General features: G+C 31.7%; 19 protein-coding genes. 4 read left to right on the forward strand and 15 right to left on the reverse strand.

Annotated elements, in window-relative coordinates; genetic code table 11:
- Positions 1–33: 33 nt before the first annotated feature.
- The 15 genes from V1T75_RS08810 to V1T75_RS08880 form a co-directional block, all read right to left on the reverse strand.
- Positions 34–4,224, reverse strand: coding sequence for a contractile injection system tape measure protein (locus V1T75_RS08810; RefSeq protein ID WP_330488182.1), 4,191 nt, complete (start codon positions 4,222–4,224; stop codon positions 34–36).
- Positions 4,217–6,919 (reverse strand): hypothetical protein, encoded by a 2,703-nt coding sequence (locus V1T75_RS08815; protein ID WP_330488183.1) that lies wholly within the window; start codon positions 6,917–6,919, stop codon positions 4,217–4,219. Before V1T75_RS08815 ends, V1T75_RS08810 begins: the two co-directional genes overlap by 8 nt.
- Positions 6,919–11,409 (reverse strand): hypothetical protein, encoded by a 4,491-nt coding sequence (locus V1T75_RS08820; protein ID WP_330488184.1) that lies wholly within the window; start codon positions 11,407–11,409, stop codon positions 6,919–6,921. Before V1T75_RS08820 ends, V1T75_RS08815 begins: the two co-directional genes overlap by 1 nt.
- A gap of 3 nt (positions 11,410–11,412) precedes the next feature.
- Complete coding sequence (locus tag V1T75_RS08825; RefSeq protein WP_330488185.1) at positions 11,413–11,838, reverse strand: GPW/gp25 family protein; 426 nt, start codon at positions 11,836–11,838, stop codon at positions 11,413–11,415.
- Entirely contained in the window at positions 11,831–12,133 is a 303-nt protein-coding gene (locus V1T75_RS08830; RefSeq protein ID WP_330488186.1) for a PAAR domain-containing protein, read from the reverse strand. Before V1T75_RS08830 ends, V1T75_RS08825 begins: the two co-directional genes overlap by 8 nt.
- A 13-nt stretch (positions 12,134–12,146) precedes the next feature.
- On the reverse strand, positions 12,147–13,946 hold the full coding sequence (gene vgrG / locus V1T75_RS08835; protein ID WP_330488187.1) for a type VI secretion system tip protein VgrG: 1,800 nt from the start codon (positions 13,944–13,946) through the stop codon (positions 12,147–12,149).
- Positions 13,943–14,620, reverse strand: coding sequence for a CIS tube protein (locus V1T75_RS08840; RefSeq protein ID WP_330488188.1), 678 nt, complete (start codon positions 14,618–14,620; stop codon positions 13,943–13,945). The genes vgrG and V1T75_RS08840 overlap by 4 nt, the downstream gene beginning before the upstream one ends.
- Positions 14,621–14,623: 3 nt before the next feature.
- Positions 14,624–14,791, reverse strand: a complete 168-nt coding sequence (locus V1T75_RS08845) for a DUF5908 family protein (protein WP_330488189.1) — start codon at positions 14,789–14,791, stop codon at positions 14,624–14,626.
- 22 nt (positions 14,792–14,813) lie between these two features.
- Positions 14,814–15,284, reverse strand: a complete 471-nt coding sequence (locus V1T75_RS08850) for a phage tail protein (RefSeq protein WP_330488190.1) — start codon at positions 15,282–15,284, stop codon at positions 14,814–14,816.
- Complete coding sequence (locus tag V1T75_RS08855; protein WP_330488191.1) at positions 15,274–15,741, reverse strand: phage tail protein; 468 nt, start codon at positions 15,739–15,741, stop codon at positions 15,274–15,276. Before V1T75_RS08855 ends, V1T75_RS08850 begins: the two co-directional genes overlap by 11 nt.
- Positions 15,742–15,809: 68 nt before the next feature.
- Positions 15,810–17,393: a phage tail sheath family protein gene (locus tag V1T75_RS08860; protein ID WP_330488192.1), complete on the reverse strand. Its 1,584-nt coding sequence runs from the start codon at positions 17,391–17,393 to the stop codon at positions 15,810–15,812.
- Between the two features lie 23 nt (positions 17,394–17,416).
- On the reverse strand, positions 17,417–18,259 hold the full coding sequence (locus V1T75_RS08865) for a hypothetical protein (RefSeq protein WP_330488193.1): 843 nt from the start codon (positions 18,257–18,259) through the stop codon (positions 17,417–17,419).
- Positions 18,260–18,271: 12 nt separating this feature from the next.
- On the reverse strand, positions 18,272–19,093 hold the full coding sequence (locus tag V1T75_RS08870) for a hypothetical protein (protein ID WP_330488194.1): 822 nt from the start codon (positions 19,091–19,093) through the stop codon (positions 18,272–18,274).
- Positions 19,086–19,661: a DUF4255 domain-containing protein gene (locus V1T75_RS08875; protein WP_330488195.1), complete on the reverse strand. Its 576-nt coding sequence runs from the start codon at positions 19,659–19,661 to the stop codon at positions 19,086–19,088. Before V1T75_RS08875 ends, V1T75_RS08870 begins: the two co-directional genes overlap by 8 nt.
- 205 nt (positions 19,662–19,866) lie before the next feature.
- Entirely contained in the window at positions 19,867–20,712 is an 846-nt protein-coding gene (locus tag V1T75_RS08880) for a helix-turn-helix transcriptional regulator (protein ID WP_330488196.1), read from the reverse strand.
- 238 nt (positions 20,713–20,950) lie between these two features.
- On the opposite strand from V1T75_RS08880, the gene V1T75_RS08885 reads away from it, so the two are divergent.
- The 4 genes from V1T75_RS08885 to V1T75_RS08900 all read left to right on the forward strand — a co-directional run bounded on the left by V1T75_RS08885 (position 20,951) and on the right by V1T75_RS08900 (position 25,926).
- Positions 20,951–21,805, forward strand: a complete 855-nt coding sequence (locus V1T75_RS08885) for an RluA family pseudouridine synthase (RefSeq protein WP_330488197.1) — start codon at positions 20,951–20,953, stop codon at positions 21,803–21,805.
- A 35-nt stretch (positions 21,806–21,840) separates the two neighbouring features.
- Positions 21,841–22,515, forward strand: a complete 675-nt coding sequence (trmD, locus tag V1T75_RS08890) for a tRNA (guanosine(37)-N1)-methyltransferase TrmD (RefSeq protein ID WP_330488198.1) — start codon at positions 21,841–21,843, stop codon at positions 22,513–22,515.
- A 122-nt stretch (positions 22,516–22,637) separates the two neighbouring features.
- Positions 22,638–22,985 carry a 50S ribosomal protein L19 gene (gene rplS, locus V1T75_RS08895; protein WP_330488199.1) on the forward strand — a complete coding sequence of 116 codons (348 nt, stop codon included), beginning with the start codon at positions 22,638–22,640 and terminating at the stop codon, positions 22,983–22,985.
- 715 nt (positions 22,986–23,700) lie between these two features.
- Complete coding sequence (locus V1T75_RS08900; RefSeq protein ID WP_330488200.1) at positions 23,701–25,926, forward strand: NADP-dependent isocitrate dehydrogenase; 2,226 nt, start codon at positions 23,701–23,703, stop codon at positions 25,924–25,926.
- Positions 25,927–25,950 lie beyond the last annotated feature (24 nt).

Below are 25,950 nucleotides of genomic sequence, written 5' to 3' on the forward strand. Positions count from 1 at the left end.
CTCTACCGAGCATTTAGCTCCTCTTTTTTTTCTTTAAAAAGGCCACGTTACATGAAGTGGCTTTGGCATCCATGGTAATTTTATAATAGAAAAAGAAAAAGGAGATTTTAACATCAAAATATCATACGGCCTTTTTTCAACTATCAAACTCCAACGATCTTCCTCTTCTCTTAAAACGCCATTACGCACCAACCAGTTTCCTCTAAAGCCTTGTATTGAAGTTGCTCCAATAGCACTCCAATACCCAATACCCGCTTCAATAAGCCCTTCTATTAAATGCTTATGTTCACTTAACATTTGTATTTCTTCACGTATCGGTTGAGACAACGAAACACCACATAGTACTTTATTCAGTGCTAAAAAAGATTCTTCAGTCTTGGTCATTCCTGTTACTATATATTGTAAATAATGAATGGCATCTAAACGAGCTTCATCTGAAACAAAGCTGTTATCTTCTACCAGTTTGAGTCGCTCAAATAGTATTAAAAAGTAACTGTTCAACAATACTACTCCTGCATTTGGAACGGCTATACCAACAGCTAACCTAGCTTCACTTTGTTGGTTTGTATTTTCTTGTTTATCCACTTTTTTTTGAGTTGTTTTTTTAATTTTTTCCGATTTTCCCAATTCATTATAACTCATTTGTAACTGCATTGGTAATTGTATTTTCACACTCTCTAAGGCCTCTAAAAAAAGAGATTCCTCTACATCTTTCTTAGTACACACTTCCCATAACAATTCTTTCCATATTGAAGCTGCTCCTATAAGCTTCCAATTAGAAGTTACCCAGCTTTTTAGTACTTTTTTTAGAAGTATTTGCTGAATTTCTTCTGCCTTAATATTTTTTATTGAAATAGCTCTTATTGCCTTGTGCAATTTCTCTATAGCTGTTAACTGGATTTGTTGATTAGGATATAATTCTTTTAATATTTTAATTAGAGTTAAAGCCTCTATTTTTTCAGCCAGTTTATACAGTTGAGTATCGGTTATTGCTTTTCTTCTTAATACTGATACTATTGTTAACGGGCTATTTCTTAAAATGTCATTCAATACTTCCTCAAATGTGATTGGTGTTGTGTGTAAAAACCAAGACGGTATTTTCCTTTCTACACATAAAGATGTTACCAGTTTTTCTAAACTAGCGGCTTTGTATTTTGATGTTATAATTTCAAACTCATACTTTTCTTTAATTGGTTTCTCTAACAACTCAAATGCGAAGCTATCTTCCTCCAATAGTTCTCGTAAAACACTGGATATTTCCATACTTTTATCTTTTATAACATGTACTACTTCCAAAGCTTTTATTTCTTTCTTTGAAAACTCTTCCAGAACTACCCTAACTAACTTTTTTAATTCTTTTCTTTCCTTACTTCCTCTAATTAGTTGTATAATGCTATTCCAAAATTTGGCTTCTATTTCTTTTGTCACTTCAGCTAACTCCTCCAGCAAACAGTATAATATTAAACCATCTTTCATGACACTACTAAGGCTATTATTTACTACATTTCGTACAATTAATGCGGTAAACTGTTTGAAAGAAATAATTAATTGTAGCTTTTCAAGTTGGTTGACTCTTATAGATTTATCCTTTAATAGCTCAAATACCAATACTGGACATTCTTCTAGAAGTAAAAGCAGTACTTCTTCTAATTGCAGTTTTTTCTTTTTTATAACGATTTCCAGAACTCCTTTTTGAATCGCTTCTTTTACATGAAATACTACTTCTTTTACTAAAAAGCTTTCTCTTTTTAGCTTTACACGATTCATTACTGTTTTTTCTTCTATAAACCGTTTTTTGTTTTTTCGTATTTGCTTTTTTTCTCTCTTATAAGCACCTAAAAACTGTAAAACGGACCTCTTAAAGAGTGTTTCAAATTTTGCTTTATCTCCTTTATAACTTTGATAGTCTGCGATACTTAACCAATAAATTTCTGTAATGATTTTCTCGAGTTCTAAAGTTGTGTAGCTCTTATAAAGTAAATTTCTTTTTTCTTGGTACTCTTTTATTAAGTTTTCTTGCAATATCCCTCCCTCTCTTAATAAGTATTGACTTATTATAGTTTCATGTTTTTTAAAGTCATTCGTATTTATCTTTTTCTCGCGAATCAAAAGAGTTAAGATTCCTGCTACCTCTATTTGTTTGTTATGATGCTCTTTTATATACCTAGTTAACTCCTCTAGTTTAGACGATACCTTCATTGTACGAACAAGTATTTTCAACTCTCTCTTTTGAGCATTTGAAAACTCTTGACGCTCTTCTAAAAATGAGGATACAGCACTGACAATTAACTCTTCATACAATTTATTATTTAATTGTTCTTTTTGAATACTCACTCGTACTAAAACTAGTTTTATAAAAGAAGTGGTATCTAGTTTTTGTTTGGTTATTAAGATTTTTATTCCTTCAAATAATACTAGCTTTTTTACGGTTTGTAGATTTTGAGATAACATCGAGTTTCTACGAACAACCTCATCAATACTAAGTTCTAGTTTGGTTAGTATCTCATACTGTTTGGGAAATACTTTTTTAAATAGCGGAATAACTGTTGTGATATCGTCTAGTAATTCAAGTAGTAATTCTTTAACAAATTTTTGCTTTTCATAAGCTTTCAATATTTTCCATAAAGATTTTGGATCTTCTTTAAGCCATACACGAAGAATTTTATAATATTTTTCTTTAACGTTTCCTTCTTTTCTTTTTTTCGAACCAGTTTCTAATTCATTAAGAATTTCCATTAGTTTTTCTTCAGAAAAAACAGGGATCTCTTTGGTTAGCTCTAACCTGTATAGCTGTTTTAACTCTTTAAAAACACTCAACGTTTCAGTGCTTTTATCTGTTGTTAAAATTGGAGTATTTAATATCTTTTCAAAAATTTTTATTTTTGATGTTCTTTGAATTCTATTCAGTTCTGTTATGATATAGTTCGAAAATTCTTTACTTGAAAATACTCCATTTTTCTTTTTCAAATACTGAATTCCTTTCGAAAGCAACCATCTTTTTGACGTCTTAAAATGTTTTTCTAATTCTAATTTCTCCAAAAATGCTATCTGATTTATTATTTTTTCCGCACAGGTAGGAGACAGTGTTTCAAATAGTATTTGCAAAGACTCTTTTGATATATTGTTACTAAGTGCTACTTCATTTAATGAATTCTTATTCAATGAGGTAATTATTTCTTTAAACCGAACTGGATTTTTGATTGATAAATGATGTATGAGTTCTTCGAGTTGCTTTTTTTGATGCGGTGTATTACGATTGTTAGCTAATTGTAATAAATGCTCTAACAACTGCCATTGCTTTTCTATTTGCTTTTTAGTTGAAGGATTTTTATAAAAAGTATTTTGCTGCTTTTGAGAAAGAATAGAAAGAATTAAAATAAAATTGTTTTTAACATACGAATGCTCGTGTACTTTATCAACAGCCTCCTCAATCAGCGCAAAGAGTTCGAGGTATTCCATGTTAAAATGCTTTGCCATTTGCTCAATATTGCTTTGTACAAATTCTATTTTATTAAACATGGTTCCTCTTTCTACAAATAGGTAATTGAGAATCCAAAACAGTAAATTCTTTTTAAAATCATGAAGTCCTGTTTTAACCATGGCTTCTCGTTCTTGGACTTTCACAAACTCTTCAGAAAACTCTATAATATAATTGTCATTACTTCTTTCTAAGCTCTTAATAATCTCTTTAACATTTTCTTCTTTTAACTGCCACGCTATTCTTTTTCTCACATATTCATGAATCCCAACTACCTTTATCATGTGCATCATTTCATACTTGTTATGCAACAACTGATGTTCAAAAATTTCATTAATCGATCCTTTTATTTTTTGATAGTTCCAAGGCATGACACCTTTTAATAAAAAGTATTTTAACGTTGCTAAATGGGTGCTTTCTTTTGTCACAACTTCAATACTTTGGGCATATTTGTTTGGATGCATTAAAATATCGCTAAGTTTTAATAGCAGTTGCTCTTTTAATTTCAGATGTAAATCTTCTTGTAAATTTTTATACCTTATAACTCCTAAATCGAGTTCTAAACTTTTAATTTTAAGAGTTTGCTCTTCTGGACATACAACATCAAAAACACTCTTTATTTTTCTAGGCATGTGATGCTCACTCCAGTTACTAATCGCATTTTGAAGTTCTACCCCCTTGTCTTTATCATTGAAAGAAGTACTCCAATAGCAACGTGCTATGATATGATTGTTGTTTTTAATCACGATCTAATCCATTTAATTTAACTAGTATTTTAATCAACTTTCTTGCACTAATTGTTAAATCGGCACCATGTAATTCACCATTTTCTTGATTAAAACGTAAATTATTATACCATTTTGCATACGCAACTATTAACTCTTTGAGTAAATTGTTTTTCACAAAAAAGTTCTTTGTCGTTACTTGTACTGGCAGTTCACTTTCTAAAAAACAAGACAGCCTATTTTTAAAATCTGAAATTTTAAAACTCGAAGTCCCTTCAAAAAATTCAGGAAAAATTAACAGAAGTTCATTATCAAAAAACGAAGCTGTTATTGGTAATGAATATTCTTCTAAAGGTATTTTAACTAGCCATTTGTACACAGAATGTTCTATGTTTATAAAAGCACTTTTCTTACAGTAGCTTTTTTCCACTTTTACGAGGGGATATATTTTTTTTAATTCTGCAAAGCCAATTTGCTTTTTTAGTAAAAGCTCTAATTTTAAAAGTTCATTATACGTTAGTTTTTGACCTAGTTTCCAGTATAATTCTCCTGTAAAATCTTCCGTAATTATTATTTCATAATCTGCCGACTCTTTTAGCAAATTAGTTTCTATACATAAAAAACCTTTTCGTTGTGTAATCAACCAATACGCATAGGCATCGTTATAGTTTATCAAGTAATCTTGATAATAAATATTCAAAGCAAATAGTAGATTTAATTTTAGCTCTATTGCCGAAAAATCTGTAAAATCTATTTGGGTTATTTTTTGCTCTTTTTCTACGTTAAGAGTATCAAAAATGAAGTTTTTTTGATTTCCCTGAATTAGCTTTTTTTGCAGCTCTTTATATTCTTTCTCTGGTAACTCATAAGAGTGTTCTATATAATTTATTGTTAATGGTGAGGCCCCTATGAAATTATATGCTTTGGTTCTGTAATACGATAAAAGCCCTAAATTTTGCAAATACAAGCTTTTGATAATGACTTTATCTTTTTGCGAATTTCCCGAATACACCGTGCCTTCAATAATAGTATCTATTAATATTGGCGACTCACCATGTCTTGCCAATAAATGATTTAGTATTTTGTTTCTTCTTTCTAAATTTACCTCTTCATCTTCCATAAAAGACATCAATCCCCACATATAAGAGTTATAAGGATCATTTTGATACTTTTCCCAACTATTATTTACTGTTTGTGTAATAGGTTGAATTTCATAACCGAACTCATGCTTTTTAAAATTGCGTAGTAAAGGACGTATATGAGGAACCTCCTTATACAATGATTGATAATAGTAGGTTGGTGAAAAACAAACAAAAGGTGATGGATACTCAGGATGTTCATTTTCAAAAGCTGTTTGAACACTATAAAATTGTTCTTCATCAGCGGGTGCTCCTGTTACAGCGTTTTCAAAAGAAAAGAGCTTATTAATACTAGCCAGTTGCATAAACTGATTAGTTAATACTTGATCGAACAATGTTAAATATCCTTTTAGCTGTCTAGATTGTGCTATTTGAAAAGCAGTTGCATTAGCACTTACTCCTTCATTACCCACAGTGTAGATGCTTGGAAATGTATTTTGAATAGAATAATAACTATTAATATCTCTATAGGTTCCTTTGGGTAACGCTGGAGCCATTTTAACCGTAGACACTTTACTAATTTGACTATTAGCATCGTCTAATCCTGATAATTCTTTTACAACGGAAGCTTTTATACTAGCACTGATATCTTTTCCTTTTGTAAAAACCTGCAAACTGTTGCTTTTATTCTCTGATGAATCAATAAAACCAAACACCAATATTTCATCCTCAGAAGAACATACTTCATACATTGTCTCAGTACCTCCAAATGACACATTTGAAATGGACAACACTCCTTTTATCGATTGAATAACTTTTGTTAATTCATAAGCTTGAACTCTGTTTTTCTTTGGAAGCATGTTACTTTCTGCAATCCATCCATTAGTTAATTTTGGTCCATTAAAAATAGTATTTGTCGTTTCTTCTTCCTTTAACTCATTATATCCTGCTTGAATTAACTTTGGAAATACATAGTTGTTTATTGCTGTTTCTATTTCTATTAAAATACTATTTACATCATGTCCGTTTTCTATTTCTAGCTCTCCATATACCTGATGCTTTTTAGTGCTAAGAGAAGTTGGATACAAAAACAATTCTCCTAGGTTTCTACAAGAATTCAGAACAAAAAAAGTATGTTCTAAAATAATGGCTTCTTGACTCTTTTTAGTTCCTTCTTTTTCTTCATTATTGGGAAAAAGTATTTCAACCTGTTTGTTTTTATCAATTCTTCGATTTATCAGTACTTCTACCTTGTAAACATTATGCTGACTTTGCAGAGGGCTTATTTGTAAGTTTACTAGTTCTTTTACTTGATCAACCACATATTTTCTAAAATCATTAATTGTAACTGGCGATGTTGTTAGTATATTTTCTGGTAGATAAAATTGATTTTTTACTATTAACTCTCCGTTCTTATCGGTTAAAATATCTTTGATTGAAAAATTAGTACAGTATCCCAATTCCGTTAAAGCAAAGCACAACTGATCTAAAATTGTAACTCCTGGATCACTTGGATTAAGATTCGTCCAAGTATTATTGTTGTTTTTTTGAATATAAGCAAGTCCCAATGCTTTGAGCTCTTCAAAGTTAAGTTCTATAGGTAATCTGGTATTTTCTATACAATTCAATGCTTCCATTACATGTAAATTATTTCTGTGTTATTTAATGATGGGACTAGTAAGTTTGATAATTTTATATCTAAAACACTTACCGCATGATAGGGCATGCTTTTGTATATAATTTTTCCAGAGTCGTGCTCTTTTTTTCCTAGATAAAATTCTAAAAATGTAATATTCTCAACTTCTTTAAAGCTCTTTATAAACTCGGAAAGCTGGGCAACACTCACTCCTTTATTGATGGTTATTTGTTTTTGTGAAGTCGTTATCCAAGGTGATAAAAAAACATTAATACCTGTATTTATTTTCTGAGCCACTCCTTTAGGTTCGTATCCAGCAACAACTTTAACTTCTCCTTTTATTTTGACATAAATCAATTCAAAATTACTTACCTGAATATTAGCAAACCCAGAAGCTCTATGTTCTAAATATGTGTGTATTTTTTCTTGATAACATTGATTTACGAGAGGTCTGAACGCCATTGAATCGGTACTTTTTTGACTTTTTTTAACTACATATACCATCGTTTTCTTTAGCTGGTTTTCATAGCTCGTTTTTACGTAGTATACTTCGGAAAACACTTCCTTGACTTCTCTGTAATAATCTTGACTTGTTACTACCCTAGCTTTCGTTTTTAACCGTACACTTACTCGTTTGTTCATTTGCTTTTCTGTTTCAGCCATCTTTCCTCCAAAAGAAGGAAATGGTTGCACAACGGTAGCAATTTCGGGGATGGATGTATACGGACTTTCAATTACATCTGCCTTTATTTCTGGTCTTTCCAAAGTACTTTTATACGTTTCTCCTGTTCGTTGTAATTCAAAACCGTTTGTCTTTAAAAAAGTAGTTTCACAATATGCATCTGGATTGTTTTTCACTCCAATACATATCCAATACTTATCATTGGGCATTGTGGTATGTGTAGTTGCGATACTTGACGGAATGTTACAGGTAACAATACCTGAACAACCAAATCCACCAGTTGTGTCTGAAAGTAAAGGCAATGCTTCCCAACTATATTGTGCTAAATATTTATAGTTAATTTCTTGTTTACCGTGATTTGGGACTGTATAACTTTGTGCCAGCTCAAAATAAAAACTCACTGCTGCGGGGGCTTTTACTTTTTCTAATGCTAAAAACAAGTTTCCTTTATTTTCAACTTTTGGTAACAATGCAGGGAAACCATTTCGTATCTCAGCATTTCTTTTCTTCGTTAAACTAGTATCATATACTTTATAGTTTTTAAAAACATCGTAATAAAAACATTGTAATGGATATTCATTTTCTTTATGTAAAAAGTTATACGTTACGCTACTTGTATACTCTCCTTTAAATACGCCTACAACAGGTGTATAGGGTTCATTTGCCGGTTTAGCTAATGGGTACTTAATCTTTCCATCTTTAAAGTTCAACGCTATACCGTCGGCATTATATAAGGCTATAGCACTAACTATTTTTGAATACAATGCTGATCCAAACCCGTATTTTGGACCTATCAATTGCATACGTATAAATCCTGTTGACGTTTGTTCAGTAAATTCTATAGGTACATTTTGAATCGTAGGATTTATATCTTTTTGAACTTTTGAAATTTTTGTAGATCCAAAAACACTATCACTATTAAGTTTACTTATTCGAACTGTGGCATTTTTTTCAATTCGCTGAATGTTTATATTAACAACTTCTTGAAAAGAAAATCTTTCTTGGATCTTTATGGTATGTTCTATACCCACATCTCCTTCAAACTGCAACTTTCCATGAATATCAAAATCAGTAGTACCTTTTAGTTCATCTTCAAGAACTAAGTTTCCTACACAATTTATGTGAGTACTTGAGTTTTCTGGATGTAGTATTAATAAATCGTTTAAATTTATGTCTTTTTTTAACCTAACAATTTCTTTTCCTCTAGCTGTTAGCAAATCGCTTACTGTCAAATTCTTATTAACTTCAAAAACGTCTTCAATTTTTAAGTGAGCATTGATAGATAGTTGGTTTTTAACTTCTAAATCTAATGAGGCTACTTTATGATTTTTATAAAACACTATTTTCGAACTCTTTAAGTGGTTTTGAATTTCTAATGTATTATCCACGCTTACTTTTTCATTTAATAGAAAAACATCAGCTGCCTTTAAGTCTTGATTAAACTCAAAAAGTTCGGTTACCTTTACTTTTTCTTGATTTTTTGTTAAGTAATTAATACTTAAATCTTCTTTTATTTTTAAAATATCACTTACAACTAATCGTTCTTCTATTTTTAAAAATCCTTTTATTTTTAGAGCAACTTCTATCGATAATTTGTCATTTATATTTAGGTTCGCCCTCACCTTTAAAACCTCTTTAATCGTAAATAACTCATCAACTTCTAGTTGCTTTTTTATGGTTAACACATCTCTAACTTTTATACTGGCATTGACATAGTGTATCTTTTGAAACAATTCTCTTTTGTAGGTATCGGACTTCTTTTTTAGAAGTAAACTATCTAAAAAAGAGCTACTTGTATTCATTTCAAACGGAATCCATTCTTTATTTTGAAGTAATTGAAATACTACTTCAAAGCACTCATCATTAAATGGCGTATCGTAAATGGGGGTTGTTATTACTCTCTTCTTTTTATTAAAAGGCCATATTCTGCTAAAAAATGGTGTTTCCTTTTTTTCTTTAGCTTCAATAATACTAGGTAAGTCATTATAATAACCTGCCAAATATTTGTTGTACTGTTGGTAGTAACTTGTAAAAGCAGTGGGTAAATTATTCCAGTTTAATTGTATTGAAAAATTTTTTACTGGCTTGCTAAAAATTTCAGAACTGCCAATCATAAAACTTTGGTCTTTTTCGGGCGTGGGACCTAAAGGTTGAAAAGGTTTTTCCGTTGCTAACAATCCATAATCGTTATACAATTGAAAAGAGTTTATTTCTTTTACAGCTACTTTTATTTCTAACGATTTAATTTGGGGAGGGTTTGTGATATCCACAAATTCATCATAACTCATTTTAAACATAGGCCACGAACTTACTATGCCATCTGGATTTTCTTGAAAAGAGACTATTGCAGGACTAGTTTTTCCAAGAGTAATTTTAAAATGAACTTGGTATTTGTTGTTACTATTGCTAGTTATTTCAATATTCTCTTTAGATAGCGCATACCACGCTTCTTCTGTGCTTAAATAATATTTTCCTCTTTTAAAAAAACTCAGACTATTTACTTTAGTTAAAAAAGTAAAGCTTAGATGTACCTCTCTATCTCCTTCTTTTAGTTGTAATACAGGAGATGCTATTGCAAAACCTAATCGTACGTCTTTTCCTTCGGGAGTATTTTGTGAACCAAACGTTTTCCAGCCTTCAATGTTTCCTCCTTCATTTCTTTGTACTGTTCCTACGTCTTCAACTTGCTTTTTATAGAGTTTAGATAAACCGTTCTCTTTGTTTTTTTGAGTAAGTGTATATGCTTCTGAAATACTAGCTGGATTCAAGGAAACATTATTTATAGCTTTAAATAAAATTGTTGATTCATCAGCATACTGTCCAGCTGTAAATAATGTATCTTTTTTTAACTGAAAAGGAATCTTTACTTCAGACAAATCTGCACATACAAAAACTGAATCGGCTTTAGCTAACTGTTTTTTTTGACGTAAAATGTCTTTATAATAAAATCTTAAATGTTTTTCTGTGAGTCCATTCAATTGATTTTTATAAATTTTCATCAATTCTGTGAATGTATGAAGTAACAAAGTATCAGGAAATAAACTTTTCTCTTTTTTTATGTTTTTAAATTCTACAAATGAATATTCTATAATACTATTGAAGAATGAAAAAATAATTTCTCCTGTTGTTTTTAACGAATTGTAAAAATCATATGCTGTATTTTCTTTTAATGGATAGGCAAGTGCTAGCAATTCCGAATACGGAATTTTCACATCAGCTTGTTTCCAAATTTTTGGATTGAATATGGTATAAAAATATTTGTTTACTGAAGTTATGCCTTGTATTTGTTTGCTTATGTGTAGTTGCTCTTTTAACCAAATAAGTGCCCACAAAAACTGACTATACTTTTCTTTTACTTGGTTAATCGTATAGTTTTTTAAATTATAGGTAAGGGGTGATTCTAACATATAATGAATCCATCTTTCAACGAGATGAAAAACACTTAGTAGTTGATTAAATAACTGGTTAAAACAATTTGCGATGCTTTTGTGCTGTTTGTTGGCTTCTGAAGTAGTTTTTTTACACACCAGTAACTCTTCTAAATTTATACAAGTTTGTACGAACAAAGAATGTATTTTTTGATAAGGTGTCTTTGCTATTGAAGCAATTAAAAACACTGGATCTTTGAGTAAAAAAGGACTCCAATCTCCATTTACTGAATTTGTTTTATCATAAAAATTAAGTAACGATGCGAAGTTGGCCAAAAAATTCAAATCATCTTTCTCTGTTCGACTATCAATCAAACGAGTGTGATTCTCTAGCGCTAATTCTAGCGAGTTAAGTATTTTATTTTGGTCAATTACATTCATTTATTACAAGTTGGTTCCTTCTTTTAAATAGAAAGGATATACATAGTTATGTCGTGTATTTGTTTGGTTGTATTCATAATCTATCGTAACCTCTACTAGGCCCTCTAAAACATCAATATACTCTACTTCAACATTTAAAACACTTATTCTAGGTTCATTATTTAGTAAGCTATTTGTTACTGTGTCTTTTATTTCAGCTTTAAGAGTTTCATTCATTTCTTGAAAAAAATACTGCTGAAGACCAGAACCAAATTGTGGATTCATAGGTCGTTCACCAAAATTGGTTTGCATAATTACCTCTATAGAATCTTTAATATTATTCTCATATCTAGTAATTTCAAGTTGGTAATTTCCTACTGAAAATGTTACTGGGAAAGCCCAACCTGCCCCTAAAAATTCCTTCTTTCTATTTACATTAATATTACCCACCTATCATTACATTAAAAGCTCCTAGCATTATTTTTCCACCATGTGCTGTTGGGTCTCCCATTCTGGCTGCTGGCATTCCCCCTATTTTTACAGTTGCAGAGCCTTTTACAATTGTATCTGGAGGCCCTACACATACTAACATATCCCCTACTTTTGCTGCAGGTAATTTTCCTATTAATACATTTGGTTGCCCTGGGCCAACAATCGGACCTCCAACATGTGGTATGGGTGAAGGTACCGCTGGTGTTTGCATAGGACATTCATGAAAATCTGTTAATCTTGCTGCTGGTGGCATATTTTTGTTTTTATTAATTAATCATTACCATTGCTCCTTTGATGGTCGTTTGAGCTCCTGCTTGTAATTCTGCTTGAGCGTTTCCTTTGGCTGAAAACTTAACATTGGCTGTTTGTTTAATATTGGTTCCTTTTACAGTAACATCTCCTGGAGAACTGTCTACAACAACCCCTTGTTTTCCTTTTATTGTTACTTTTTGAGTGGCTTCTATTGAAATATTTTTTGCACTTTTAATAGCTATCCCGCTAGAAGACATTACAATACTGTTACTATGTTGATCTTTTATGGTTACCTCTTTTGTTTTGTCATTAAAAATGGCTGTGTTTTTACTAGGGGTTTCTATGGTAAACACTTTATTTTCATCATCAAACTCAATAAAAACTCCCTGTTTAGATACAATTGCTTTCTTTGTGTTTTTTTGGTTTGGTGCTAAGCTCTTAAAGGGTTTGTTTTTTGTGCTACTGTATAAGCTTCCTAAGATTATAGGGTATCTTGGGTCTTCATTTAAAAAACCTACCACCACCTCATCCCCCACTTCAGGTAAAAAAAAGGCTCCTGCTCCTGATGTTGCATAAAAATTGGCTAAACGAGCCCAAACTCCCTGTCCTTTCGAATCAAATAATGGGATATCTATTAGTATCCTATATTGATTATCCGGGTCTTCATACAGCTTCTTAACCGTGGCATTAAAGAGTCCTTGAACACCAGGTAACAATCCTGAAGCAGGAGGCGCCATTACATCTGGTTCTTCCGTAAACCAACTAGGAGATAATCCTACGGTTACTTCAGTTATCCAATTTCCTTCTGCGATAGTGTGTATAATATTAGACATTAAATGATCTCCATTAAATCGATCTCCCAAGCCAGTTAACGTTATATATTTTCCCGGATTTACATTATTACTTCCTTGAAACTTAACCTCTCCTCTTATTTTTGAAAACTCACTTTTAAGGAGTGTTGCTTTTGACCAATTGGTCAAATCTGCTGCTGCTAAAGGTGCAGTGGTTTGTACTTTAAATTCTTTTAACCCTACTACTTCTGATAATTTTTTACTAGATAAGTTTCCTGCTCCTGCATAATTATTACTGGCGGAACTTGCTGTTATTTTTTGAGAAGGAAATCCCCATGACTCCCCTTTTACTGAAGCTAACTGAGTTATGGCATCTAAATCGGCATTGAACTCTAACAAGTTGTTTCCATACTCAATTTCAAGCACAGATTTTTTATCTTTATCAGGTGGAAAAACAGCTACTTTACCATTAAGTGTTGTTACCACCATCCCATTTATTTCTGCTCTAGCCATAATAAAATCCCAATCAGTTGTGTAGTATTGTACTTGTTCTGCCCACTTGGTTTTTGTAGCTGTTACATCGGCTGATAAACCTGAATATGTGCCTATAATTGAAGAAATTATTTCACTATCTTTTTTCTTGGAGAAAGTAAGGCTTTTACGTCCTACAATCATACGAATGGCCTCATCTCTGCATTCAACTTCTAATGTAGGGCCAGTGGTTCCGTGTACTCGTATATTTTGTTTGGTTATTATTCCTTCAAAAACAGGTTCATTTACAGAGTCATAACCTACTGCTATTTGTACTTTATTCCCTGGAACAAAAGTTGTAGAGGAGCTTACAGAAAATCCTTCAGTAGCAGCATTTCCATCGAGAATTACTAGAGTCGCTCTTGCTATTCTGTTTATAGATTTTTCAACAATAATACGTTCTACCTCAACAGTATCTGGAATTATCTTACCGTCAACTTTTATATCAAAAGTTACCAATCCTCCACTTTTTATGTCTGTTGTTCCACTCATGATACTATAGGTTTAATAATTGGAGGAAAAATTAATTCTTGTCCTCCTTTTAATTTTCTAAACTTATTTAACCCGTTATATTTTGCTACCTGTATATAATGATTGGGCGAATTCCACACCTTATTGCATAATTGAGGTAAACTTTCACCTTCAACTACTTCTACTAAATGTGTAACATCTGGTGACTCTTTTTTTTCTTTCTTTTTTTTCTTTTTTTCTGATACGTATTCTCCAAAACTCAATGAAATTTTTGCTCTTAGCGGACTTCCATCTGGTCTAAACAATGTATAGGTAGTATTAAACGTTTTTAAAACACTATTAAACGATAAGTTGGCTCCCCATTGAATTTTCACATAATTAGGACGATGAATTTTACCATTGTATGTATATACAATATCTTCTAAGGCTTTAATTTCTTTAGCCATATCAATTCTTTTTGAGAAGACTACCCCTGTACAATCAATTACAATTTCAAAACTTAATTCATCACTAGGTGTGTTTTTATACTTCTGAGAAGGTTTGCTAGAATCTATCGGTTGTTGCTCGTTGTAACAAATCTTTCTATTCCACTTTATAGAATTTGGATTGATCATTACTTTGTAAGGTTCTCCCGGAAGAGCTGTGCTAAAATTTTCATCAGTATATCCTGTTATTTTCAAAAATTCTAGTCCCATAATTTATCGTCTATAATTTGTTTTTCTCACTCCTTCAGTAAGCATGCGTTTACACATTTCCATCAATTCTTCTTTCAAGACATTAAAATCTTGCTCTTCAAAAGATGTAGATTGCTCTTTTTCGGTAATGATTTGAGTTTTTATAACTAATTCTCTAATTTCTACAGGCATTGGTTTGCTTTTAATACTCGTGTTAAGATGTTGTAAAATGTATGTAGGCCAATTCTATTGTATCGATTAAAACTTCACTCTCTTGTGATTTAAGATCAGAAATTGAATATTTAATTGGGTATGCTTTATAAAAATTCCACTTCATAGATACTTGTCCTTCCTTATTCAAAAGGTTTACTGAAACTGTTTTGGTTTGTATCGGTTTAGCCAAACCGCCATCTATAGTTTCTTTACACCATTTAGTTAATGCATCTCCTTTAGGTACCAGTGCTCTTTTGAGCACCAAGTTTTTACTGACTGAAACAGCAGGGAGGCGGTATTTAAACCTATTTTCTCCGCCTCCTGCTACTTCTTCTACTGTTTGTTCTTTGGTTAGACCTGATACTTGTTGAAAAGGCAAACCTTCACTACTATCAAATGAAACAGAGAAATAAAAGCCTACAGGAAATTTACCTACTTTATCTTCTGTCTTAGCCTTGTTCTTATTTGCCATTTGTTATAATGAGTTCTTCATGTGCAATCTCAATAGTATCGACAGCAACTTCGTTTCCATCAGATTTTAAATCGGTACTCGATATTTTGGTTGGCCATGCATTATTTAACTGCCATTGCATCGTTACATTACCGCCTTCATCTAATAGTTTTATAAGTACTGTTCTACGTTTAATTGTGTTCATTTTTATTTCTGCATGCCAATCCCAAAAAGTATTGTCATTTACAAACACTCCACGCTTCATAGTTACATTACCGTATTTAACAATTCCTGGCATTTTCTCTGTAGAAAACAACGGACTATTGCTTTTACGATATTCTATAATTTGGTTCTCTACATCCATTCCAGATACTTCCTGAAATGCGACTCCTGTTAATTCAGTTCCTAAGTCTACTTCAAATCGGAACTTTGGCATGGGCCATGTTGCGCCTTCTACGCTACCGTCATCTGTTGCCATAATTTTCTTTTTTTATTTATATTAATTTGTTTGGTTATTTCTTTTGTTTTAAATCCCTAGTCTTTCTATTAACTAGAGGTAGCCATTTGTTGTTGGAAAGTCAACACTATAAATTCGGCAGGTCGTACAATTGCTACTTTTACTGTTACATTCATAAAACCGTTTAAGATGTCTTCAGAAGTCATTGTTGTTCCCAAACCGCACTCTACTGAAAAAGCATCAGAAGCACTTGCTCCTTGTAAACCACCTTGTTTCCATATTCCATTTAAAAAGCTTCCAATCATTGCTTTTACTGCTTCCCATGTATTCTTATCGTTAGGAGCAAATACATAAGCATTTGCTGCTAGTTTACAAGATTGCTCCAAAAAAATCATTGTTCTTCTTACTGATAAATACCTCCAATCTTTACTATTCCCATCCAATGTTCTTGCTCCCCATATTAAAATACCCAATCCATTAAAAAATCGAATGGCATTAATAGATTTACCTGAAATGGCATCTACGTTTAAATCAGCTTGTTGTGTTTCCGATAAACTTATTGGTAGGTTTACGGCGTCTACCATAGAAGTATTTGCTGGTGATTGCCATGGTCCAACTTGGTTATCTACCGTAGTTATTACTCCTGCCATACCTCCACTAGGTGGTAATAGGTTTGCATCTTGTAGTACATGAGCTATGATAGTGCTATATGTTGGACTCGCTACTAGCAACGAATTATTGTACTGACTAACTGTTAGTGCTTTTCCATTTGGTGGATTTTGAATATTTGCTATAATAGCATCAACCGTCACGTTAGGATTATCAGAAGGGCTTAAAATATCTTTTAATTTTGCTACATCTCCTCCAAAAAGATTTGTATAATCAATGTCTGTAGATTGCATTACTGTTGTTCCTACAAAAGGATAGTAAGCTGTTCCATAATCTAACCCATTAGATCCTGTACTATTACGAAATGCCTCAATATCATCCATATACATTAATGGATCTGGATCATCACCACCAATAATGTCAAAAATACATACTGCTGTTTGCATTTCTGTAGACTGTAATAGCATGGCTTGCATTAAAGAGGCATTGTTTTCTATTGATAATAATGTTGCCTCTGGACATATATACATTGTTGGTTCTTGCTCTTGCTTAAGTAAGGCTAAACCATTGGTTAATTGATTGATTTGCACATTTGGATTCACCACGTGTTCACCAACAGTTGCAGGAGTTCCCGATGGTGTCCCGTAAGCCCCAACTGAAACGATATAAGCATCTCCTCCTCCATTATCATAAAACAATTTTATACTATTATATAGGTAGTAAACTGTACTAGGATCTGGTAAAATTGAGTAAAAATCACTCCCAATCATCATGTAGTCTCCTTTTGTAGGCTGACTATCTTGTTTTACTAAATAATATTCTGGTTCGTATTGTTTTGCAGGGTCTGCGGGCGCAGGTGGATTGGGCAAGCAAAAAATAGCTTGAAAATCTGCGAACGATGTAATTTTTGTAGGTACATTCGTGTACGATTTCCCTTCGTACATAGCTTGTGGCGTATACCCAATAAATGCGGGAACTGCAGTAGCAACAGGTACTACTGAGTTTCCAAAAGCATTTACTTCATTGATATAAACCCCTGGAGATTTAATGGTTGATAAATTCATAAAACATTTGGTTATAGTTATTTTTAGTTATTTTCTTGATACTGAAATTTTTTAATTACTACTTCTTGTTCTTTCGAAGGAGTGTAATTTTGTGGCTGTCTCCATAAATTTAAATGCACAGTTTGACACCCTTCATTCGGAATGTATTGATTTTGATTCTTTGCTGTTGTCCAAGTGATATTAGGTGTAGTTGGTAAACTCTTTAAGTCATATAAACCATAGTAAATTGAATAAACTACAGGTGTATTTTGGCTTTTCCAATCCATTACAATTGTTAGTTCTCCATTGTCTTGTAATGTAATTCTATGTACATTTCCTGAAGGTTCCCAAGGCTGTAATGTAAATTGTGCATTTGTTGGATCACTAGTGTTATTCCACCTACTGCACTCCAACATATCCAGTTCTCTATGACTATTAATTATTGAAACATCGTTTTCAAATTGATACGTAAACACTCCAAAACAGCAGTTATTGGCTATATCGTTAAAATTGCCTGTTGTTGTTTGTGCTGCTATTAAATACTTTCCATACCCCGGATATTTACGCTTTGGAGGATTGCTTACAGTATTAGGATTATCAGCTATTTCTCCCCACAATACTAACTCTACAGAAGACCATTGCTTAGGTCCATTTGGCAATTGCGTTTCTTTCATTTTTAAATGCAATCCTTCTTTATCTACAGATGCACAACTCGGATCCCATTGCTGATTATTAAACCAATATCCTGAGTTTGAAATTCCGAACGGATAATTTGTCCACCAATAGTATCCATCAAACTCTAGCATTCCGTTAACAGAAGTTGCATTAGGTTCCTTTGCTCCCTGAGGCATTGGGTTTCTTTGTTTACACGTATTTAATTTATTCATTACTTATTTATTTTATACATATACATACATTAAAGAGGCAACAACCAACTCTGATTCACTTCTTTTTATTTCAATAGTGTTAGGATTGGGTGTTGGTAACCCTTTACAAATCACCCTTGTTCTAGCCTCTCCATTTTTCTTTGTATTGCTTATTAAATTAAATTGGTATTTCGGAACTTCAGACAAGGGCAATACGCCCTCTTTTAAAGAAAACTCTTGGGCTTTTTGTCCGTTTTGAAGTATTACATCAAAGGGACCTTTAAACTGTTTCTCTGATTTTCCTGTTATTGACAGTTCTCCTAAATTTTGCTTACTATTATTTAGTATAAAATATTTCCATTGTGTTTCTCTAGCTTTAAATTGAATTTTATAATTTGCTAATTCTTTACTTTTATCTAGTTTTACTAGCTCTTGAAAATGTATGGAAACCCTTGATAGTATGTTTGCTTCTTGTTTTTTTGTAAAACTTGGAATCAACTTTTTTTCTTTATTACTGGTTTCTACCGAAGCACTACTGAATTTAATAACTCCTAATTGATTTACTGGTAAATTTGTATAATGGTAAAATTGTTGGTTTGTAGTTGTTATATTAAAATTGAATGACTCCTCTCCCGTTGTTAACGTGATATAATTTAAAAACTCTTCTATAGTTTTTTCTGTTTGAGTATAAAACTCAAAGCCATTATCTATGACTTTTAATTTTAAAGAAAACCGTTTAATAATACCTTTCGTTTCTTTTGATGCTACATACACCAAACCTTTACATATATTATTTACAAAATAGGTATGCATTACCTCTACACGAAACATCTTATAAAAACTGCTTTTAAACATCTTTTGAAGTATTTGAAGTGCTTGTAATTTCTGATGTAAAGCCTTTTATTTCATTTGAGGAAATACTAATCAGCTTCATCTTATAAATAACACTAGGTTGATATTTGGCTCCTAATGCACTCCATAAATTGTGCATTTGTTGATAACCATCTCCTTTTTCAAACTCAAACTCCAAACGTGAAATACCTTTTGGAATACTTGAGGAAGTATTGGCATCTAACGCGGTATGTATTTGAAAAAATTGTATGGAAGCATTTAAAAATTTTAACACCTCATTATAGTCTTCAAAATTTGGAGATATTAATATGTACAAATTATAGCGTTCTTCTAATGGCTTATGCACATAATTTCCATCCTTACTCTGGTTATTTCTACTGTAAAAAGATTTGACTGTTTCTTGCCCTATGTGAATTAATGTTATAACTACCTTATTTTGATTTTCAATAGGTACGGCTCCCTTCTGGTCTATTATATTATTCGCTACAACAACATCATCACTTAATCCGAATTTATTCTTTAAAAACTGATTAAGCATATTGCTTGTAAATTGTAACGACTTAAAAATCATTGCTTTTCGGGGGATATTAGTTTGGCACTTCCAAAGTTAAACACAAGAAACAGAGCCACCTAAAAACAACGATATACAAATCATAGACATACTTTTAACTTTCAACTTTTTCATAGACAAAACGTAGACATCCAATTTTAATCCAATAAAAAAGTGACTCTTTTTAAGAGTCACTTGTATCCTGTTTTTCTAATTATTCCTTCTCTTAAAAAGAACGAATAAAACTTTTTAAATCTTGTTTTTTTTCTAAAATCATTTTTTTCTTTAATCGATATTTATGTGTTCGAACACTTTCTTTACTAATTCCTAAAATATACCTTATATCTTCATTAGACATATTCATTTTTAAATAACAGCAGTATTTAATATCCTTTACCGTTAAACATGGGAATTTATGGGTTAACTCTTTGATAAATCCGGGATTGATATTTTCAAAATACACTTTAAAATCATCCCAATGATTTGTTCTAGTATTAACTTTTATATTGTTTATAATAGAATTCAACCTCCCTCTAGTAGGATAATCTACTGATAAACTTAACTCTTTTATTCTCTCCATCATGCTTTTTAACAACGCTTTTTTTTGATCTAATTCTAAAACATAACGTGCCAAATTTTTATTTTCTGTAAGAAACGATGGTTCTCCATTTCTGTTAGTATTTAAACTCGATTTATGATGCACACTACTAAGAGATAAAATACTTTTAACATTGCATAATAAGTGTTTACTTCCTAAACTATTTTCAAGTGTTTGAATCATTACTGGAGTATTTTCTAATGAAAAATCCACAGTTTCATACCTGTTTGTTAAACAAAGTACTGGCGCTACTACTTTCGAAAACGAATTAAATAAGTATTTAATTTCTATGTTATTATTTTTAAAACTAAGAATGATAAGTTTTGGCGTAATTGTGTGCAAAAATTCTTTTAATAGTTTAATTGAATTCACGGTAACTGTGCTATAGCCACGCAAATCATCTAACTCACTTACTATTCTTGAAACAGTATGCGTCGTATCGGAAGCAACGATTATGTAGTGATCTTTTTTCAAAAGCTAATTAAGTACAAGGTGTCCTTTTAAAAAATTAACACCTTATAAATTTGGTTAAAGACTATTTAAGAGTTCTTTTTGCTTTGCACACATACTCAAAGACTTACCATTTAAAAGTCGCTTTTTTTCTAACATGTTTCCTGTTTTTTTCTATCAGTGCTAAAAAAAAAGGTAAGAACGTAACGTAATTGATAACCAAAAATATTTGCTTAGTTTTGAATAAAATAAGTGTTTCCTCTTGAAAATTTCTGAAACTCACATCGTAAAAAACATAAAAATTCCTATTCGGTTACAAGAATATGCTGTTGGAATCTTTAAAACCATTCTTACTAAATCTGGTATAAAAAAAGCGATTAAAAAAGGACTTATAAAGGTGAATGGTAAAACAGCTACCACTGCTTTATATATAAATGGAGGAGAAACAATCAACTTATTGGAACCTGAAGTCTGCCTCAAGAAAAAATATTTTAATTTTCCTTTAGAAGTTCTTTTTGAAGATGATTATTTAGCTATTATTCATAAACCAGCAGGAATTTTGGTTAGCGGGAATTCTTTTGCCACAATTGATAACGCCCTTACGCAAAACTTACAAAAAAGTACTGTTTTTAATGCTACTCGTCCTCGCCCCATACATCGATTAGATTATCCAACAAGCGGATTGTTACTCATTGGAAAAACAACTGAAAGTATACCTGTATTAAACCAACTGTTTGAAAAAAAAGAAATTCAAAAAACATACCATGCAATTTGCATTGGAAAAATGGAAAGAAGCGGAGAAATTGATACTCCTATTGATGGTAAAAATGCGGTCACTTCTTTTGAAGTTATACAATCCGTTGAATCTTCTCGATTTGATTTCTTAAACTTGGTAAAGCTACATCCTAAAACAGGAAGAAAACATCAATTGCGTAACCATTTATTTACTATAGGCAACCCCATTTTAGGTGATAAAGAATACTTTTTAGAAAATAAAATTTTAAAAGGAAAAGGATTGTTTTTACATGCATCTACCCTCACTTTTACACACCCATTTAGTAAAAAAAACATAACTCTCACGAAAGAACTTCCAAAGAAATTCAAAAAAATATTCTGACAATATATCTCCTATAAAACATCTATCTTTGTCGCATGCGAATAGATATTATTACGGTAGAACCCGATTTAATAAAAAGCCCATTTGAAAACTCAATGATGAAAAGGGCTATTGATAAAGAACTTGCTGAAGTTCATTTTCATAACCTACGAGAATATGGTTTTGGTAATTATCGTCAAATAGACGATTATCAATTTGGTGGAGGCGCAGGAATGGTTTTAATGATTGAGCCTATAGCTAAATGCATTGACAAACTACAATCTGAAAGAACATATGATGAAATCATATACATGACGCCTGATGCTAAAACCCTTAATCAAGTTACAGCAAACACCCTTTCATTACAAGAAAATATACTTATTTTAACAGGACATTACAAAGGAGTGGATCAACGCGTTCGTGATAAATATATAACCAAAGAAATCTCTATTGGTGATTATGTGTTAACTGGCGGAGAATTAGCTGCTGCTGTTTTATGTGATGCTGTTATTCGATTAATACCTGGAGTTTTAGGCGATGAAACTTCTGCTTTAACCGATAGTTTTCAAGATAATTTACTATCTCCTCCTGTTTACACAAGACCTTCAGAATATGAAGGTATGAAAGTTCCAGAAGTCTTATTATCAGGTAATTTTCCTAAAATTGAAGAGTGGCGCTCTGAACAAGCATACAAAAGGACTAAAGAAATACGTCCAGATTTATTAGATTAACTAATAATCAGTAATTTATTTATTTTTTTTATCAAAAGAAAAGTTCTAAATTTGCAGCCACAAAATCAACCTCTGACGAAAATCGTGAATGTTGCTTTTATACAACCATAAATAACAAGAAAATGGATTTAGTAAAATTTGTTCAAGACGAATTTGTAACAAAAAACGAATTACCAGAATTTGCAGCTGGTGATACTATTACAGTATACTACGAAATTAGAGAAGGAGACAAAGTTCGTACTCAGTTCTTTAGAGGAGTTGTTATCCAAAAAAGAGGAAGTGGAGCTTCTGAAACATTTACTATTAGAAAAATGTCTGGTACTGTAGGTGTTGAGCGTATCTTCCCTATTAACTTACCAACTATCCAAAAGATTGAGATCAACAAAAAAGGAAAAGTACGTAGAGCACGTATTTACTACTTTAGAGGTCTTACTGGTAAGAAAGCAAAAATTAAAGAAAAAAGACGCTAAAAATTTTTTCTCAAAAGAAATTAAAAAACACTGTGATTTTCACAGTGTTTTTTTATTCACATTTGTTAATAAAACCACACACTTAACTTGTTGATAACAAAATAATTAAAACGACAAAAAAGAAATGATTATTCCTTATCTTTGAAAGAGAGTTTACAAAAAGTGACGTCAGAATTACAGTTAACTGTACCAATCACCTAAAGTAAACCTTTAAAGTAACGTTCTTTATATATTTTGTTTTTAAACCTAATTAAGGCTAAATAAAATCATCCTAATTTTTGATTAATTGTAAGTTATTCGTAATTTATAGTTTTCTAGTTATAAGTTTATAAGTATTATTGGTGTAAGTTTAGCTTAACTAAGTTGTTTAAAAACATCGAAGTTTTTATTTTATAAATGATTTAATTTATAGGGTGAAACTTCTTTTGAAATAGCAATGTAGCTTTTTCTAAGGAAAAAGCATAAACACTGTTTTTATTTGATAATGTAGCAATACAAGTCAGTACCTCTTACTATTTCAAGAAAGCCATATCAATTACAAGAAATTGTTTGATATGGCTTTTATTTTTAATAACAAATTCTCTATTTAGTCTTTTTAAATTATCATATTCGCAATAAAACACCTTAATTAATAACAATTTACTATCAAAAAACTCAACCGTAATTCTTAAATTTGCGTCACTTCAAAATACAATTTAATTTATTACTTATACATATGAATAAGACTGCTAAAATTATGTACACAAAAACGGATGAAGCTCCCGCATTAGCTACTCGTTCGTTTTTACCAATCGTAAAAGCTTTTACAAAATCATCTAACATAGAAGTAGAAACCAAAGATATTTCTCTTGCTGGTCGTATTCTTGCTAATTTCTCAGACTTTTTACCTAAAGAACAACAAGTTGAAGACACTTTGGCTTTTTTAGGAGATTTAGCAAAAAAACCAGAAGCTAATATTATAAAACTTCCCAACATTTCTGCTTCTGTTCCTCAGTTAAAAGCAGCAATAAAAGAATTACAAGCTTTGGGCTATGCTTTACCTGACTACCCAGAAGAAGCTACCACCGATGAAGAAAAAGCAGTTTTAGCACGTTATAATAAAGTAAAAGGTTCTGCAGTAAACCCTGTTTTACGTGAAGGTAACTCTGATCGTAGAGCTCCAAAAGCTGTAAAAAACTACGCAAAAAAGAATCCTCATTCAATGGGAGCTTGGAGTGCTGACTCTAAAACTCATGTTTCTACAATGACAGAAGGAGATTTTGCACACAGTGAAAAATCAGTTACTGTACCTAATGCAACTGATGTACAAATTGTACATACAGATGCTAACGGAAACAAAACTGTTTTAAAAGAAAAGGTATCATTACTTGCTGAAGAAGTAATTGATGCTTCTGTTATGAGTAAAAAAGCACTATTAACTTTCTTAGATGAGCAAGTTAAAGATGCTAACGATAAAGGAGTTTTATTCTCTTTACACATGAAAGCAACCATGATGAAGGTTTCAGACCCTATTATATTTGGTCACGCTGTTCGTGTTTTCTTTAAAGATTTATTTGCTAAGCACGGTGATACTTTTAAAGAAATTGGAGTTGATGTGAACAACGGATTTGGTAACTTATTAAGTAATTTAGAAGAGTTATCAGCTGATAAAAAAGCGGCAATTTTAGCAGATATTGAAGCTATTTACACTAGTAATCCTGATGTAGCTATGGTAAATTCTGACAAAGGAATTACCAATTTACACGTTCCTTCTGATGTAATAATTGATGCTTCTATGCCAGCAATGATTCGTACTTCAGGACAAATGTGGAATAAAGAAGGTAAACAACAAGATACTAAAGCTGTGATTCCTGATAGTTCTTATGCTGGTTTATACCAAGAAACTATCGATTTCTGTATTAAAAATGGAGCTTTCGATCCTACTACAATGGGAACGGTTCCTAACGTAGGCTTAATGGCTCAAAAAGCAGAAGAATATGGTTCTCACGATAAAACTTTTGAAATCGCTACAGATGGAAAAGTTGAAGTTATTGATGCTAACGGAACTACCTTATTAACACATACTGTTGAAGCTGGTGATATTTGGAGAATGTGCCAAACAAAAGATGCTCCTATTCAAGACTGGGTAAAATTAGCGGTTACTCGTGCAAGAGCTACAGGAGTTCCTGCTGTTTTCTGGTTAGGAAAAGAAAGAGCACACGATGCAGAAATTATCAAAAAAGTAGAAAAGTATTTACAAGATCATGATACTACAGGTTTAGAAATTAAAATCTTATCTCAAGTAGAAGCTACCAAATATACTTTAGAAAGAGTTAAAGAAGGAAAAGACACTATTTCTGTAACAGGAAATGTATTACGTGATTATTTAACAGATCTTTTTCCTATTTTAGAATTAGGAACTTCAGCTAAAATGTTATCTATCGTTCCATTAATGAACGGTGGTGGATTATTTGAAACGGGTGCTGGTGGATCTGCTCCTAAACATGTTCAACAATTAGTTGAAGAAAACCACTTACGTTGGGATTCATTAGGAGAATTCTTAGCTTTAGCTGTTTCTTTAGAGCATTTAGGGGAAACTAACGACAACAATAAGGCCAAGATATTAGCGGAAACTTTAGATGATGCTACTGATAAGTTATTAGACAATAAAAAAGGACCATCAAGAAAAACAGGAGAGTTAGACAACAGAGGTTCTCATTTTTATTTAGCTATGTATTGGGCAGAAGCGTTGGCATCTCAAGACAAAGATTCAGCTTTAAAAGCTCAGTTTACACCTATAGCTGCAAAAATGGCTGCAAATGAAACAACAATTGTAGAAGAGTTAAATTCAGTGCAAGGAAAAACTGTAAACATTGGTGGATATTACGAACCTAATAACGATTTAGCTAATGCAGTTATGCAACCTAGTAAAACTCTTAATGAAATTTTACAAAGCATCTAATGAAATTAGTTATCTAAAATAAAA

This window comes from Tenacibaculum sp. FZY0031 (genome assembly GCF_036350695.1).
Taxonomy (GTDB): Bacteria; Bacteroidota; Bacteroidia; order Flavobacteriales; family Flavobacteriaceae; genus Polaribacter.

Bases quoted from the DNA above. Each gene is read 5' to 3' on its own strand.
- V1T75_RS08815 (WP_330488183.1), bottom strand. From the start codon at position 6,919: ATGGAAGCATTGAATTGTATAGAAAATACCAGATTACCTATAGAACTT.
- V1T75_RS08820 (WP_330488184.1), bottom strand. From the start codon at position 11,409: ATGAATGTAATTGACCAAAATAAAATACTTAACTCGCTAGAATTAGCG.
- V1T75_RS08830 (WP_330488186.1), bottom strand. From the start codon at position 12,133: ATGCCACCAGCAGCAAGATTAACAGATTTTCATGAATGTCCTATGCAA.
- vgrG (WP_330488187.1), bottom strand. From the start codon at position 13,946: ATGAGTGGAACAACAGACATAAAAAGTGGAGGATTGGTAACTTTTGAT.
- V1T75_RS08840 (WP_330488188.1), bottom strand. From the start codon at position 14,620: ATGGGACTAGAATTTTTGAAAATAACAGGATATACTGATGAAAATTTT.
- V1T75_RS08845 (WP_330488189.1), bottom strand. From the start codon at position 14,791: ATGCCTGTAGAAATTAGAGAATTAGTTATAAAAACTCAAATCATTACC.
- V1T75_RS08850 (WP_330488190.1), bottom strand. From the start codon at position 15,284: ATGGCAAATAAGAACAAGGCTAAGACAGAAGATAAAGTAGGTAAATTT.
- V1T75_RS08855 (WP_330488191.1), bottom strand. From the start codon at position 15,741: ATGGCAACAGATGACGGTAGCGTAGAAGGCGCAACATGGCCCATGCCA.
- V1T75_RS08860 (WP_330488192.1), bottom strand. From the start codon at position 17,393: ATGAATTTATCAACCATTAAATCTCCAGGGGTTTATATCAATGAAGTA.
- V1T75_RS08865 (WP_330488193.1), bottom strand. From the start codon at position 18,259: ATGAATAAATTAAATACGTGTAAACAAAGAAACCCAATGCCTCAGGGA.
- V1T75_RS08870 (WP_330488194.1), bottom strand. From the start codon at position 19,093: ATGTTTAAAAGCAGTTTTTATAAGATGTTTCGTGTAGAGGTAATGCAT.
- V1T75_RS08875 (WP_330488195.1), bottom strand. From the start codon at position 19,661: ATGATTTTTAAGTCGTTACAATTTACAAGCAATATGCTTAATCAGTTT.
- trmD (WP_330488198.1), top strand. From the start codon at position 21,841: ATGCGAATAGATATTATTACGGTAGAACCCGATTTAATAAAAAGCCCA.
- rplS (WP_330488199.1), top strand. From the start codon at position 22,638: ATGGATTTAGTAAAATTTGTTCAAGACGAATTTGTAACAAAAAACGAA.
- V1T75_RS08900 (WP_330488200.1), top strand. From the start codon at position 23,701: ATGAATAAGACTGCTAAAATTATGTACACAAAAACGGATGAAGCTCCC.